The organism is Qipengyuania sp. SM2507, from assembly GCF_053714505.1.
Genome location: NZ_CM132307.1, coordinates 1,818,566 through 1,831,826 on the forward strand (window position 1 = coordinate 1,818,566; position 13,261 = coordinate 1,831,826).

Genomic DNA, 13,261 nt, shown 5'->3' on the forward strand with positions numbered 1-13,261 from the left:
TAGCACCATGGACGACACCGAAACGCTCTACCTTCTCTGGCACGACCGGGCAGCCGAGGTGCCTGCGGAATTCGCGCTCCACGGAGACGCGCACCCGCTGGCCGAGGGGCTGTGGCTGGTGCGCTCACCGCTGACGCGCTCGAAGCTCTACCACCGCATCAAGTGGCAATTGCCCGATGGCACCGCGCTGCTGTGCGTGCCGCTCGACGATGCGCCCGATGGCTGGCCCAAGTTCAAGGGCCTGAGCGCAGGCGCGGGGAAGTGGTTGAAGGAGGGTTAGAGGAAAGGTCCTCTACGCAACCTCCCGGTCTGGTCCGGAGAACGGACCCGCAGGGTCCGCAAGGGCGGAGTCGAAGTCGAAGACGCAGACGGGCGAAGCCCACCTGCAAGCCCGCCCGCAGGCCCGTCAGGGCCGAGGAAATCGCGAGCGCGGACGCGCTTGCGGAAAACAAAAAAACTCCCGCCGCTCAACGCAACCTCAACCTTAGTCCAGCTTCAGGAAATCCACCAGGTTTTTGACCTTGCGCGTCCGCCATTGCGGGAGCGGCGCGACCAGCCAGTAGGCGCGGCGGCCGGGATCGGGGCCTTCGAGCACCTCGAGCCGGCCATCGGCGATCGCGTCCTTGACCAGCAGCTCGGGGAGCACCGCGCGGCCCAGCCCGGCGAGCGCGCTCGACAGCGCCTGCCCCGCATTGGACACCGCGACATGCGGCTCCGCGCCCTCGGGCAGCCCGGCGCCCCAGTCGATCCAGCGCTCGGGCGGCTTGCCCTTGCCGGTGGCGGGTTTCGCCACCGTGACGCGCGCCGCGGGGGCCAGCTCGACCCCCTCGAGCTCGCCCGGGCCATCGACCAGCCTGACCGCGCAATCGAGGTTCGCCTCGGTGAAATCGGCCAGCTCGTCCGCCACGAAGGAGAAGCGAACATCGGGGTATTCGTGCGCGAAGGCGGCCAGCCGCGGGGCGAGCCATTGCGCGTAGAATTCGCGCGGCGCGGCGATGGTGTAGCGATCGCTCGCCTGCCCCGCCTGCATCGCCTGGACGCTCTCCTCGAACTTGAGGAAGCCTTCGCGCAAGGCATCGAGCCCGGCGCCGCCCTCCTCGGTCAGTTCGAGCCCCTTGCTGGTGCGGCGGAACAGCACGGTGCCGAGGTGGTCCTCGAGCGCGCGGATCTGCTGCCCGACCGCGGCGGGGGTGACCGCAAGCTCGTCCGCGGCGCGGGTGAAGCTGAGGTGCCGCGCGGCGGCATCGTAGACGCGCAGGGCGTTGAGGGGCAGATGGGTGCGCTTCATGGTGCGCCCCGTCTAGGCAGTGGTGCAGCGCAGCACAAGCGGCCAGCATTTGGGGCAGCGTTCGCGGTGCCTTCCTCCGGCCTTTTGCGTTGTGTAACCGGTTCTTGACCGCTGCGTTACCATACTAGCGCCGCGCGCGCCGCAAGGTTAACAGCGCCGCGCAAACGAGAGGAGCGAGACCCCTAGCGATGAACGCGCCCGAAAAGATCGAGCCGGCCCCGACCTATGATTCGCCCGCGGAGCGTTACGTCAATCGCGAGCTGAGCTGGCTGAGCTTCAACCGCCGGGTGCTCGCGGAGAGCGAGAACGCGCGCTACCCGCTGCTCGAGCGGCTGCGCTTCCTGTCGATCTCGGCGAGCAATCTCGACGAGTTCACCATGGTCCGCATCGCCGGGCTCGAGGGCCAGCTGCAGCGCGGGATCGAGACCACCGGGATCGACGGCCGCTCGCCGCGCCAGCAGCTCGAGGCGATCCGCGAACAGCTGCTCGCGGTCGAGGATCGCCAGCAGGTCAGCCTCCAGACCCTGCGCGGACTGCTGCGCAAGGAAGGCATATTGATCGCCGAAATCGACGAGCTCGGCGATCGCCAGCAGACCTGGCTGGAGAAATACTTCACCACCGACATCCTGCCGCTGATCACCCCGCAGGCGATCGACCCGGCGCACCCCTTCCCCTTCGTCCAGAACATGGGGATGGGCGCGCTGTTCCGCCTCAAGCGCGCCAAGCCCAAGCTCGACCTGATGGAGATGGTGCTGATCCCCAGCGCCGCGCCGCGCTTCGTCCGCGTGCCGGGCGACAAGGCGGTCTATGTCGCGATCGAGAAGCTGATCGTGCATTATGCGCGCGAAATCTTCCCCGGGTTCAAGATCCTCGGCGACGGCATGTTCCGGGTGCTGCGCGACAGCGATATCGAGGTCGAGGACGAGGCCGAGGATCTGGTGCGCTACTACCGCAGCGCGATCCAGCGCCGCCGCCGCGGTCGCGCGGTGCTGCTCGAGCTCGACGACGATTGCGATCCGCAGGCCGAGGCGCTGCTGCGCGAGGAGTTCAACGTCGAGAGCGCGATGGTGGTCAAGTCGGGCGGAATGCTGGGCCTGCGCGAATTGAACGCGATCTGCCGCGAACCGCGCCCCGACCTCAAGTTTCCGCCGTTCAGCCCGCGCTTCCCCGAACGCATCCTCGAGCATGACGGCGACTGCTTTTCGGCGATCAAGGCCAAGGACATCATCGTCCACCACCCCTACGAAAGCTTCGAGGTGGTGGTGGATTTCCTCCGCCAGGCGGCGACCGATCCCCAGGTCGTCTCGATCAAGCAGACGCTCTACCGCGCGGGCGACCAGTCGCCGGTGATCGCGGCGCTGATCGATGCGGCGCAAAACGGCAAGGCGGTGACCGCGGTGGTCGAGCTGAAGGCGCGCTTCGACGAGGAGCGCAACATCCGCTGGGCGAGCGAATTGGAACGCGCGGGCGTGCAGGTGATCTACGGCTTCATGGAATTGAAGACCCACGCCAAGATCAGCCTGGTGGTCCGGCGCGAAGAGGACGGCTACCGGACCTATTGCCACTTCGGGACCGGAAATTACCACCCGATCAACGCCAAGATCTACACCGACCTCAGCTTCTTCACCGCCGATCCCGCGCTGGGTCGCGATGCCGCCAAGCTGTTCAATTATGTCACCGGCTATGTCGAACCCGCAAAGGTCGAGAAGATCGCGGTCTCGCCGCTCAACCTGAGCGAGAGGTTGTTCGAGCTGATCGATCGCGAGATTGCCAATGCGCGGGCCGGCAAGACGGCGGGCATCTGGGTCAAGCTCAACTCGATCACCAACCGCCCGATGATCGACAAGCTCTACGAGGCGAGCCAGGCGGGGGTCGAGATCCGCATGGTGGTGCGCGGGATCTGTTCGCTGCGCGCCGGGCTGCCGGGCCTGTCGGAGAACATCCAGGTGAAATCGATAATCGGCCGCTTTCTGGAACACAGCCGGATCTGGTGCTTCGCCAATGGCAAGGAGCTGCCCAGCCGCCAGGCCGAGGTCTATATCACCTCCGCCGATGCGATGAGCCGCAATCTCGACCGGCGGGTCGAGGTGCTGGTTCCGATCACCAACAAGACCGTCCACGATCAGGTGCTGGGTCAGGTGATGCTGGCCAATATGCTCGACACCGAGCAAAGCTGGGAACTGTGCCCCAATGGCCAGTACGAGCGGATGCGGGAGGATGGGCCGGAAGGCGGAGACGGTTTCAACTGCCATCATTATTTCATGAGCAACCCTTCGCTTTCGGGCCGCGGTGCGGCACTGGAGGCGGATGCGGTGCCCCGGCTCAAATTGAAGGACCAGGATAAAGCGTGAGCAAATCCGGAAGAACCCGCCGCGAGCGGCGCATCGTCCATGCCCCGAGCGCGGTGATCGATATCGGCTCCAACACCGTGCGCCTGGTGATCTACGAAGGATCGCCGCGCGCACCGCGGGTGGTGTGGAACGAGAAGGTGGCCGCGCGGCTGGGCCGCGACCTGTCCGACAGCGGCCGCATCCCCGAAGAGGCTGCCGAGGAGGCGCTGGGCGCGCTGGCGCGCTTCGCGCTGCTGATCGAGGATCTCGATATCGGCGATGTCCAGACGGTCGCCACCGCCGCCGCGCGCGATGCCAGCAATGGCGCGGAGTTTCTCGCCCGGGTCGCCGATCTCGGGCTCGAACCCCGCCTGCTCTCGGGCGAGGACGAGGCCGAAGCCTCCGCGATGGGCACGATCGGCGCCTTCCCCGGCGCGCATGGCGTTGTCGCCGATCTGGGGGGCGGCAGCCTCGAGCTGGTTTCGGTCGCCGAGGGCACAAGTCATCAGGCGACCAGCCTGCCGCTGGGTACGCTGCGGCTGCCGGCCTTGCGCGCCGGATCGGACAAGAAATTCGACAAATCGGTACGCGCCGTGATCGCCGAGGCCGGCTGGGCCGCGGCGCATCCCGGGCCGCTCTACATGGTCGGCGGCACCTGGCGCGCCTTTGCCGCCTATGCGATGCGCAAGCGCGATTTCCCGCTGACCGATCCGCATGGCTATGTGCTCGACACCGAAATCGCGGACAAGCTCGCCGCCGACGCGATGACCGCTTCGCCCGAAAAGCTGGCGGAAATGTCGGGCATCAGCCCGATGCGCGCGGGCTATCTCCCCGATGCCGCCGCGATGCTGCGCCCGCTGCTCGACGAATTGCAGCCCGAGGCGCTGATCTTCTCGTCATGGGGCCTGCGTGAAGGGCTATTGTTCTCGCGGCTCGACGAGCTGCAGCGGACCAAGGATCCGCTGCTTGCGGGGGTCGCCGATTTTGCCGAGATGCATGGCGCCTCGATCACCGATGCCGCGATGCTGGCGGCGTGGAGCGTCGAGCTCGCCGATGGCAAGGGGCGCAGCCAGGGCAATGAACGCCTGCGGCTCGCCAGCGCGCAGCTGGCTTCCGCGCTGCATCGCGTCGAACCGAACCTGCGCTACAATCACGCGCTCGAATGGGCGCTCGACAAGCGCTGGATCGGTTGCAGCGCACGCTGCCGCGCGATGCTCTGCGCTTCGCTGATCGGCAGCATGGGGCGCAGTTCCATCCCCGACCGGCTGCGCAGCCTCGCCACCGACGACGATCTGCGCGAGGCGGTGACCTGGGGGCTGGGCTTCAAGCTGGCCCGGCGGCTGGGCGCCGCATCGCGGGTCTCGATGATCAGCAGCGCGCTGATCCGCAAGAAGCGGCGGCTGATCCTGCGGCTCGACCCGAGCCGCGCGCCGCTGGGCAATTATCCGGTGACCAAGGATCTGGAAATCCTCGCCAATTTTCTCGAGCTGGAACCCAAGGTGAAGATCGGGACGGTCGAACCCGAGGACTGAGCCTCGGGCTGGCTCGGATCTCAGTTCGCGGTGGCGGGGGCCGCGAGCGGGAAGAAGGGGATCCGCACTTCGAGCGGCGAGCCGTCCTCGGCCTCGAAAGTGTAGAAGCCTTCCATCGAGCCATGCGGGGTATCGAGCGGGCAGCCCGAGACATAGTCATGCGCCTGGCCGGGGACGAGCACCGGCTGTTCGCCGACCACGCCCTCGCCGTCGACGATGCTCACCCCGCCGTGGCCATCGGTGATCCGCCAGTGACGGCTGCGCAATTGCACGGTCTCGTCCGAACCGTTCTCGATCCGCACGTGATAGACCCAGAACCAGCGTGCGGATTCGGGCTGCGACTGTTCGGGCAGGAAACTGGCCGCGACGCGCACGGTAATCCCGTGGGACATCGCGGCATGGGGGAAGAGCGCTTTGATCACTCGCCCAAGGTAGCGTCTGTGGCGCGCGCGACAAGGGGCGTGATGGATCGTGCCCACCGGAATTGCGCCTCAAAATACTCCGAAGCCATACATTAATGCTTGCGAATGATTTGCATTAGCATAGTGTGGCCGCAAGGAGATCGCATGGCCCATTCTGATTATTCGACCGCTCTCGACCTGCCCCTTCCCGCGCGCCGCGAAAGGACGCTGGGGCTGCTGCTGATCCGGCGGATGGCCGGACACGGGCTCGGCGATTCGCGCGCGGCGATGCTGGCGATGGATGCCGCCGGGCCGGGCTTTCCCAAACTGCTGGTGGTGGCGCGCGCGCTGGTGCTCGAACTGGCGCGGACCTCGCGGCGGCGGATCCTGCTCGCGCCCTGCTGCGCCGCGGGGATGACCCGCGACGAGGGACTGCTGGTCGACATGATCGCGGGCGGCGGGCTCGAGCTGCACGCCGCGCTGACCGACGATGCGCCCTGCACCACCGCGCTCTCGACCGCGCGGGCGCTGGGCCGCGAGCTCGACCGGGCGGCGCTGCGCAACGGCTGGCGGCGCTAGAACCCTGCGGCCGCCAAGGCGCGGTCGAGATCCTCGGTCACGTCGGCGATGTCTTCCAGCCCGACATTGATCCGCAGCAGGCCCTCGGTGACCCCCATCTCGGCGCGCGCCTCCTCGCCCATTCCCGCATGGGTGGTGCTGGCGGGGTGGCACATCAGGCTGCGCGCATCGCCGATATTGTTGGAGATATCGACCAGTTCGAGCGCATCGAGCAACGCAAAGGCCTTCTCGCGGCTGCCGACATCGAAGGCGAAGATCGGGCCGAACGCATCCATCTGTCGCGCGGCGAGCTCGTGGCGTGGGTGGCTGGGCAGGCCGGGGTGGAGCACGCGGGGCCCGCGACCCTCGATGAAGTGCCCCAGTTCGAGCGCATTCTCGCTCTGGCGATGCGCGCGAAGACCGAGCGTCTCGAGCCCCTTGAGCACCACCCAGGCGTTGAACGGCGCGCAATTGGGGCCGGTGTTGCGCTGGAACGGCAGCAGCACTTCCTCGATCCACTCGGCGCTGCCGCAGACCGCGCCGGCGAGCACCCTTCCCTGCCCGTCCATCAGCTTGGTCGCGCTGTAGGCCACTACGTCCGCGCCGAATTCCATCGGTCGCTGCAGCGCGCTGGTAGCGAAGGCGTTGTCGACCACGCTGGTGATGCCATGCGCCTTCGCGAGCCCGCAGACGTAAGCGAGATCGACCACGTCGAGCGTGGGGTTGGCGGGGGTCTCGAAGAAGAACACCTTGGTGTTGGGGCGGATCGCGCGTTCCCATTCCGCGTCGACCGCGCTGTCGATCACCGTGGTCTCGATCCCGAACTTGGGGAGCAGATTGTCGACCAGCCAGCGGCACGAGCCGAAGGCGGCGCGCGCGGAGACGACGTGGTCGCCGGTTTGCAGCTGGCACAGCAGCGCCGCGGTCATCGCCGCCATCCCGCTCGCCTGCGCGCGGCAGGCCTCGGCGCCTTCCATCAGCGCGATGCGCTCTTCCAGCATCGCGACGGTGGGGTTCTGCAGCCGCGAATAGGTCATGCCCTGTTCTTCGCCGGCGAAGCGCGCGGCGGGGGTGGCGGCATCGTCGTAGGTGTAGCCCGAGGTGAGGAACAAAGCCTCGCTGGTCTCGCCATGTTCGGAGCGCCAGGTGCCGCCGCGCACGGCCTGGGTCGCGGGGCGCCATTTGCTGGTGATCGAGCGGTCGGTTCCGGTGGTCTGTTTCATCGCGCGCCTGTCTAGGCAGCGCGCAGCCCTGCGGCAAGCCGCCCGCGCGCTGAACGCAAGCGCGCACGAAAAAGGGGCGGAGAGTTGCCTCTCCGCCCCAACTTTTCTTCAGCTCGAAAGCTTACGGGCTGGTGGGATCATCATCATCATCGGCGATGATGATGATGCCGACGATCACGGCAGCTGCGGCGAGCAGCCCGATCAGGATGCCATTTTCACCCTCGAGTTCGCTCTCGCCAGTGACCGGAGCCGAATAGCGTTCGGCAGCGGCAACCGGCGCAGCGATCATCGCAGCGACGGCGGCAGCACCGAGTATTGTTGCACTCTTTTTCATTGAGTAACTCCACTTATTGTATTCACAATGACGGTGATTGACGGTCGCGACTCCCATCTCTCGGCCCCCCGCCTTGGCCTCGGCGACTCGTTACCCGTATAGCATGACAAAATCGTGGCGTAAAATCGTGGCGTAACCGTGTAGCTGCGAAAAGACGATCAGTTACGACGAAAGCCTGTTCTTGTTCCATTTTGGCGCCGCCCGCAGGGCATTTCAGCCCTTCCCCGCTAGCAGGCTGCGCCAGGCGCTACGAAAAAGGGGCGGAGAGTCGCCTCTCCGCCCCCGTATCTCGTAAACCCGAAACCTTACGGGCTGACGGCATCATCGTCATCGACGATGATGAAAACGCCGGCGATGACGGTCGCCAGAGCGATCGCCGCGACGATGATCCCGGAATTGTCTCCGCCGCCGAGTTCGCTTTCACCAGCGAACGGAGCCGAATAACGCTCGGCAGCGGCAACCGGCGCAGCGATCATCGCGGCGACGGCGGCAGCACCCAGAGCCAGTGCACTTTTCTTCATAGTGGAACTCCACGCATTGCATTCAACATAACGCATTCAACATGACGGTGCCTAACAGTTGCGACTCGCATCGCTCGCCTCCCGTCCTGGCATTGGCGACTTGCGCGCGCCTTAGCATGACAAAATCGTGGCGAAACTGTGTTTCTGCGAAACGGGGCGCTCTAGGATGAAAGCTGTGGTTCTTTCGCCACTTGAACGGCACCGATCCGCCATTTAAGCCCTTTTGCGATGACAAGCTCCGCCAGGCCCGACCACGATCCGCGCGCCTGGTGCCTGGCACTGACACTCGCCTTCTGGCTGGTCTGCCTGATTCGCCTCGGCATTCCCGGCACACCCTATTTCGACGAAGTGCACTACGTCCCCGCAGCGCGCGAGCTGCTGGTGCTGGGCGAGTTCACCAATCGCGAGCATCCCTTGCTGGGCAAGCAATTGCTCGCGCTGGGAATGGCGCTGCTGGGCGACGGGCCCTGGGGCTGGCGGCTGGTGCCGACGCTGCTGGGCGCGCTGGCGCTCTACGCCGCGATGCGCGCGCTGTGGCATGCGACGCAGAGCCGCTTCGCCACGCTGGCCTATGGCGCGCTGCTGGCGACCGGCTTCCTGCTCTACGTCCACGCACGCATCGCGATGCTCGATGTGTTCACCATCGCCTTTCTCGCGCTGGCGTTCTGGCAGTGCGCTGGTGCGATTCGCGAGCCCGAGACCGGGCGCCGCCGGCTGGCGCTGGCCGGGGTGGCGCTGGGGCTGGCGATGGCGGCCAAGTGGAACGCGCTGGTGCTGGCGCCGGTCCCGGGCCTCGTCTTCCTCGGCATGCGCGCCATGGCCGGGCGCCGCCGCCTGCTGCTCAGCCGCCGCGGCGCACCGGTCCCGGGCATCACGCTGCTCGAGGCCGCGCTCTGGCTCGGGCTGGTGCCGTTGCTGGTCTATGCCGCGACCTACCTGCCCGGCTTCTGGTTCGAGCGCGGCGCGATCGGCAGCACCACCGGGCCCACCGGGCTGATCGACCATCATTTGCAGATGGCGGGGATGCAGGCAGGCGTCACCCAACCGCATCCCTATTCGAGCCAGTGGCTGCAATGGGTGCTCAACGCGCGCGGGATCTGGTTTCTTTACGAGGTGATCGACGGGGCGCAGCGCGGCATCCTGCTGATCGGCAATCCGCTGACCATGCTGCTCGGCCTGCCCGCGCTCGTCTGGGCCGCGTGGCGCGGGATCGCCCGCCGCGAAGGCGTGCCGCTGGCGCTGGTGGGGCTCTACGTGCTGACGCTGGGTTTCTGGGCGGTCGCCGACAAGCCGGTGCAGTTCTATTACCATTATCTGCTGCCGAGCATGTTCCTGCTCGCGGCGCTGGCGCTGGCGCTGGATGCGCTGTGGCAGGCGGGGCGGCGCTGGCTGGCGGTCCTGCCGCTGCTGGCGAGCCTCGGTTTCTTCGTCTATTTCTATCCCATCCTCAGCGCCGCGCCGCTCGATGGGGAAATGGCCTTCCTGCAATGGGCCTGGCTGCCGGGCTGGCGCTGAGCATCCCGCGAACGACGCTCAGTAGCGACCCCAGACGAAGCGGCTCGACAGCGCGTAGTTCCACACCGAGCCGATCGCGATCCCGACCAGCGCGGCGGCCACTTCGTGCAGGCCCCGGTCGTAGAGCGTGGTGGCCACCGCGACATTGGCGAAGGCGCCCACCGAACAGGCGGCGATGAAGCTGAGCCAGCCGCGGAACACCGCGCCCGCCTCGGTCAGCCGCCGGTCGCGATAGGTGAGGAAATTGTTGAGCCAGAAATTGAAGGTCATCGCCCCGAAGGTGGCCACCGCCTGGCTCCAGGAGAAATTGGTGCTCGCGACCAGCAGGAACAGATAGAGGATCGCCATGTGGACCAGCACGCCCAGCGCGCCAACGGTGCCGAACATGGCGAAGCGGGTCGGGATCAGCCGCCCGAAGCTCTTGTCGTAGAGCCCGGCGAGGAAATCGAAGGCGATCGCCCGGTCGAGCTTGGATTCGCCTGAACGGCGCGCGGAGAAATTCATCGGGAAATCCTTCACCGTGAGAGTCCGCTCGCTGGTGGCGAGCAGGTCGAGCAGGATCTTGAAGCCGATCGCCGAAAGCCGCGGCGCCAGGGCCCGCGCGGTTGCGGTCCGCAGCAGGAAGTAGCCGCTCATCGGGTCGCTCAGCTCGACCCCGGTCAGCTTGCGCGCGAGCGTGTTGGCGAGCCCGGATAACTTCTCGCGGTCCGGTCTCCCCCATCCTTCCGTGCTGGCCCCTTCCGCGAACCGGCTTGCCACCGCCACATCCGCTTCGCCCGAACGAACCGCGGCGAGCATGGGGACGAGCAATTGCGGGTCGTGCTGGTGGTCGGCATCCATCACTGCGGCAAAGGGCGCGGCGGTGGCGCAGAAGCCCTCGATCGCGGCGGAGGACAGCCCGCGACGGCCGATCCGCTGGATCACGCGGATGCGCGGATCGGTGAGCGCCAGCCGACGCGCCTCTTCGGCGGTGCCATCGGCGGAATTGTCGTCGACAACCAGCACTTCCCAGCCCGCCGGGCCCAGCGCCTGCTCGATCCGCTCGACCAGCGGCGCGAGATTGTCGCGCTCGTTGAGCGTGGGCAGGATGATGGCGAGATCGAGCGGAGCCATGGTCGAATGGGTCGAAGCAGGCGCGGCGGAAGACATGTCCATGACCAAACCCGCCTAGCGCGCAAATCTCAAGATATGCTTAGCAGATTGCTAACCACGGCGGCACCGATCCGGTCGGTCGAGGCCTCGCCGCCCAGATCCGCGCCCAGCACCCCGTCGCCCAGCGTCTGCGCCACCGCGCGCTCGACCCGGCCCGCATCCTCTTCGCGCCCGAGCGAATGACGCAGCAGCATCGCTAGGCTGAGGATCGCGGCGAGCGGGTTGGCCTTGCCCTGCCCGGCAATATCCGGTGCGCTGCCGTGGATCGGTTCGTAGAGCCCGAAGCTGCCGTAATCGGTGGTGCGCTCGCCGAGGCTGGCGCTGGGGAGCAGGCCGATCGAGCCGACCACCGCGCTCGCCTGATCCGAGAGGATATCGCCGAACAGGTTTCCGGTCAGGATCACGTCGAACTGGCCGGGCGCGCGCACCAGCTGCATCGCGGCGTTGTCGACATAGAGATGGTCGAGGCGGATATCGGGGTAGTCGCGCGCGACCTCGACCACGGTCTCGCGCCAGATCCGGCTGGTCTCGAGGACATTGGCCTTGTCGACGCTGGTCACTTTGCCGCGGCGCTTGCCCGCAGCCTGGAAGGCGGTGTGGGCGATGCGGCGGACTTCGCTTTCGGAGTAGGACATAGAATCCCAGCCCTCGCGTTCACCGGCATCATTGGTGCGCTCGCCCTTGGCGCCGAAATAGACATCGCCGTTCAGCTCGCGGACCACCAAGAGGTCGATCCCGCGCGCGAGTTCGGGCCTGAGCGGCGAGAGGTCCTCGAGCCCCGGCCAGCCCGCAGCGGGCCGCAGATTGGCGAACAGGCCGAGCTCGGCGCGCAAGGACAGGATCGCGGCTTCGGGGCGATGTTCGCGCGGCAGCGAATCGCCTTCCGGATCGCCGACCGCGCCGAACAGCACCGCATCGGCGGCGCGTGCCATCTCCAGCGTTTCGGCGGGGAGCGGGTGGCCGTGGCGGCGATAGGCCACCATGCCGACATCGCCCTCGAACAGCACGAGGCCGGGAAGCGCCAGCGCATCGAGCACGTCGCGCGCGGCAGCGATTACTTCGGGGCCGATTCCGTCGCCGGGCAATAGCGCGATCTTCATGGTTTCAGCTCTCCCCCATATTGTCCGATGGACCATCGATCCGGGCCAGCCTCTCGCACAGCTGCCTGCGCGCCGCCATAACGTCGGCGCGGGTCTCGGCAATCAGGTATTGCGCCACCGGGCGCTCGAGCCGGTCGAGAATTTCCAGCCCCGCCGCAAGATCGGCTATCTCGGGGCGGCCCGCATACCATTTACCGTCCGCGTTCCCGGCCTCATCCCCGCCATACCCCATTTCGCGCAGCAGCAGCGTCTCGTAGGCGACCAGCCCCTCGACCCAGCCGCGCGCCGAGGGCGCCGAACAGATCGCGTCGAGCAGGCCTTCAAGCGCGGCATGGACCTGCGGATAGGGCTGGCGTTCGGGGAGCGCGGTCGCGGTCAGCGCGCAGGTCCAGGCGATCGCCGCGGCGGGGAGCGGTTCGCTCAGCCACGGGCCGCGGCTGGCGGTCAGCTCTAGCCGCGCAAAGGGCAGCTGGCCTTCGGATTTCGCGCGGATATCGGCCATCACCTGATTGCCGGGAATCACCACGGGGCGCAGCTGACGCCCGCGCCCGCCCGCGACATAGGCGGCGACCAGCCCGGCCTCGGCGGTCAGCAGCCGGGCGATGACCGCAGTCTCGCCTTGCGGCCGCGAGGCGACGAGGATGGCTGGGGCGCGCAGGTGCATCGGCGCGGCGTACTGCGCGGTGGGCTATTGCGCCAGCGTATCCTCGGCAGCCGTCGCACTCGGCCTCGCCCTGCCCAGCGACCAGTTCGCCTGCATCCGCACTTCGGGGTTGGGAGCGCACCAGATTTCGCCGGTCGCGTCGATGGCGGTCACCCACAACAGGTTATGCTCCGGCCCATAATCGATGACGGCCAAGGCGTAGCCATCGCCCCTCCCCAGAACGTGGAGCGGAATGGGGGGATCGAGTTGGGTGAACATGGCGCGCGACCTTTCGCCAGTCGTGACGCGCTGGCGAGCATTCGGTTCCGGTCGTTCGAGCGAATAACGCGACCCCGACCGCGCGGAAACGGGCCGGCGCGGAAGCGGGGGCTACGTCTGCTTGGCTTCCAGCGCGGCGATGCGCGTGGCGAGTTTCTCGTTCTCCTCGCGCGCCTTGCTGGCCATGGTCTTGACCGCGTCGAATTCCTCGCGGGTGACGAAATCCATCCCCCCGAAGGCTTCCTTGGCGCGTTCGCGCGCGGATTCGCGCGCTTCGCGGGTCATCCCCGCAAAGGTCCCGGCGGCCGAATTGGCCAGTTTGACGAAATCGGCGATGAGCGGGTTCTGGCTTTGCATGGCGGTGAGATGGGCGCAGGCGCCGCGA

General features: G+C 67.2%; 15 protein-coding genes. 5 read left to right on the forward strand and 10 right to left on the reverse strand.

The annotated features are described in order from the left end of the window. The first annotated feature begins 7 nt into the window (after positions 1-7). A complete protein-coding gene (locus ACWIKC_RS08870; protein WP_454597144.1) occupies positions 8-280 on the forward strand; it encodes a hypothetical protein in 273 nt (90 codons plus the stop codon). A 204-nt stretch (positions 281-484) separates the two neighbouring features. Here ACWIKC_RS08870 and ACWIKC_RS08875 read toward each other — a convergent pair whose 3' ends face one another. Continuing rightward, complete coding sequence (locus ACWIKC_RS08875) at positions 485-1,288, reverse strand: LysR substrate-binding domain-containing protein (protein WP_454597145.1); 804 nt, start codon at positions 1,286-1,288, stop codon at positions 485-487. Positions 1,289-1,476: 188 nt separating this feature from the next. Here ACWIKC_RS08875 and ACWIKC_RS08880 point away from each other — a divergent pair, with 188 nt between their 5' ends. Both ACWIKC_RS08880 and ACWIKC_RS08885 read left to right on the forward strand, forming a co-directional pair. Further along, the gene (locus tag ACWIKC_RS08880; protein WP_454597146.1) at positions 1,477-3,639 is read left to right on the forward strand and encodes an RNA degradosome polyphosphate kinase; all 2,163 of its coding nucleotides are present in this window, start codon (positions 1,477-1,479) and stop codon (positions 3,637-3,639) included. After that, positions 3,636-5,150 (forward strand): Ppx/GppA phosphatase family protein, encoded by a 1,515-nt coding sequence (locus tag ACWIKC_RS08885; protein ID WP_454597147.1) that lies wholly within the window; start codon positions 3,636-3,638, stop codon positions 5,148-5,150. Before ACWIKC_RS08880 ends, ACWIKC_RS08885 begins: the two co-directional genes overlap by 4 nt. A gap of 20 nt (positions 5,151-5,170) precedes the next feature. Here the strand turns inward: ACWIKC_RS08885 and apaG are convergent, their stop codons facing one another. After that, positions 5,171-5,569, reverse strand: a complete 399-nt coding sequence (gene apaG, locus ACWIKC_RS08890; protein WP_454599471.1) for a Co2+/Mg2+ efflux protein ApaG — start codon at positions 5,567-5,569, stop codon at positions 5,171-5,173. A gap of 147 nt (positions 5,570-5,716) precedes the next feature. Between apaG and ACWIKC_RS08895 the strand changes: the two genes are divergently transcribed. Continuing rightward, on the forward strand, positions 5,717-6,130 hold the full coding sequence (locus ACWIKC_RS08895; RefSeq protein ID WP_454597148.1) for a DUF6628 family protein: 414 nt from the start codon (positions 5,717-5,719) through the stop codon (positions 6,128-6,130). On the opposite strand, the gene ACWIKC_RS08900 is transcribed toward ACWIKC_RS08895, so the two are convergent. The 3 genes from ACWIKC_RS08900 to ACWIKC_RS08910 all read right to left on the reverse strand — a co-directional run bounded on the left by ACWIKC_RS08900 (position 6,127) and on the right by ACWIKC_RS08910 (position 8,187). Further along, complete coding sequence (locus tag ACWIKC_RS08900) at positions 6,127-7,332, reverse strand: trans-sulfuration enzyme family protein (RefSeq protein WP_454597149.1); 1,206 nt, start codon at positions 7,330-7,332, stop codon at positions 6,127-6,129. The genes ACWIKC_RS08895 and ACWIKC_RS08900 overlap by 4 nt on opposite strands. A 121-nt stretch (positions 7,333-7,453) precedes the next feature. After that, on the reverse strand, positions 7,454-7,666 hold the full coding sequence (locus ACWIKC_RS08905) for a hypothetical protein (protein WP_454597150.1): 213 nt from the start codon (positions 7,664-7,666) through the stop codon (positions 7,454-7,456). A 305-nt stretch (positions 7,667-7,971) separates the two neighbouring features. Beyond that, positions 7,972-8,187: a hypothetical protein gene (locus tag ACWIKC_RS08910; protein ID WP_454597151.1), complete on the reverse strand. Its 216-nt coding sequence runs from the start codon at positions 8,185-8,187 to the stop codon at positions 7,972-7,974. A gap of 228 nt (positions 8,188-8,415) precedes the next feature. On the opposite strand from ACWIKC_RS08910, the gene ACWIKC_RS08915 reads away from it, so the two are divergent. Beyond that, positions 8,416-9,702: a phospholipid carrier-dependent glycosyltransferase gene (locus ACWIKC_RS08915; protein WP_454597152.1), complete on the forward strand. Its 1,287-nt coding sequence runs from the start codon at positions 8,416-8,418 to the stop codon at positions 9,700-9,702. An 18-nt stretch (positions 9,703-9,720) separates the two neighbouring features. Here the strand turns inward: ACWIKC_RS08915 and ACWIKC_RS08920 are convergent, their stop codons facing one another. The 5 genes from ACWIKC_RS08920 to ACWIKC_RS08940 all read right to left on the reverse strand — a co-directional run bounded on the left by ACWIKC_RS08920 (position 9,721) and on the right by ACWIKC_RS08940 (position 13,233). Further along, positions 9,721-10,851, reverse strand: coding sequence for a glycosyltransferase (locus ACWIKC_RS08920; protein ID WP_454597153.1), 1,131 nt, complete (start codon positions 10,849-10,851; stop codon positions 9,721-9,723). 32 nt (positions 10,852-10,883) lie between these two features. Beyond that, the gene (leuB, locus tag ACWIKC_RS08925; protein ID WP_454597154.1) at positions 10,884-11,954 is read right to left on the reverse strand and encodes a 3-isopropylmalate dehydrogenase; all 1,071 of its coding nucleotides are present in this window, start codon (positions 11,952-11,954) and stop codon (positions 10,884-10,886) included. A 4-nt stretch (positions 11,955-11,958) separates the two neighbouring features. Further along, positions 11,959-12,618, reverse strand: coding sequence for a DNA repair protein RecO (gene recO / locus ACWIKC_RS08930; RefSeq protein WP_454597155.1), 660 nt, complete (start codon positions 12,616-12,618; stop codon positions 11,959-11,961). A 24-nt stretch (positions 12,619-12,642) separates the two neighbouring features. Next, positions 12,643-12,876 (reverse strand): hypothetical protein, encoded by a 234-nt coding sequence (locus ACWIKC_RS08935; protein WP_454597156.1) that lies wholly within the window; start codon positions 12,874-12,876, stop codon positions 12,643-12,645. Between the two features lie 111 nt (positions 12,877-12,987). Further along, on the reverse strand, positions 12,988-13,233 hold the full coding sequence (locus tag ACWIKC_RS08940) for an accessory factor UbiK family protein (protein ID WP_454597157.1): 246 nt from the start codon (positions 13,231-13,233) through the stop codon (positions 12,988-12,990). Between the last annotated feature and the right edge of the window lie 28 nt (positions 13,234-13,261).

Coding starts and splice junctions, on each gene's coding strand:
- ACWIKC_RS08880 (WP_454597146.1), top strand. CDS start 1,477: ATGAACGCGCCCGAAAAGATCGAGCCGGCCCCGACCTATGATTCGCCC.
- ACWIKC_RS08900 (WP_454597149.1), bottom strand. CDS start 7,332: ATGAAACAGACCACCGGAACCGACCGCTCGATCACCAGCAAATGGCGC.
- ACWIKC_RS08935 (WP_454597156.1), bottom strand. CDS start 12,876: ATGTTCACCCAACTCGATCCCCCCATTCCGCTCCACGTTCTGGGGAGG.
- ACWIKC_RS08940 (WP_454597157.1), bottom strand. CDS start 13,233: ATGCAAAGCCAGAACCCGCTCATCGCCGATTTCGTCAAACTGGCCAAT.
- ACWIKC_RS08905 (WP_454597150.1), bottom strand. CDS start 7,666: ATGAAAAAGAGTGCAACAATACTCGGTGCTGCCGCCGTCGCTGCGATG.
- recO (WP_454597155.1), bottom strand. CDS start 12,618: ATGCACCTGCGCGCCCCAGCCATCCTCGTCGCCTCGCGGCCGCAAGGC.
- ACWIKC_RS08920 (WP_454597153.1), bottom strand. CDS start 10,851: ATGTCTTCCGCCGCGCCTGCTTCGACCCATTCGACCATGGCTCCGCTC.
- ACWIKC_RS08915 (WP_454597152.1), top strand. CDS start 8,416: ATGACAAGCTCCGCCAGGCCCGACCACGATCCGCGCGCCTGGTGCCTG.
- leuB (WP_454597154.1), bottom strand. CDS start 11,954: ATGAAGATCGCGCTATTGCCCGGCGACGGAATCGGCCCCGAAGTAATC.
- ACWIKC_RS08910 (WP_454597151.1), bottom strand. CDS start 8,187: ATGAAGAAAAGTGCACTGGCTCTGGGTGCTGCCGCCGTCGCCGCGATG.
- ACWIKC_RS08875 (WP_454597145.1), bottom strand. CDS start 1,288: ATGAAGCGCACCCATCTGCCCCTCAACGCCCTGCGCGTCTACGATGCC.
- ACWIKC_RS08895 (WP_454597148.1), top strand. CDS start 5,717: ATGGCCCATTCTGATTATTCGACCGCTCTCGACCTGCCCCTTCCCGCG.
- ACWIKC_RS08870 (WP_454597144.1), top strand. CDS start 8: ATGGACGACACCGAAACGCTCTACCTTCTCTGGCACGACCGGGCAGCC.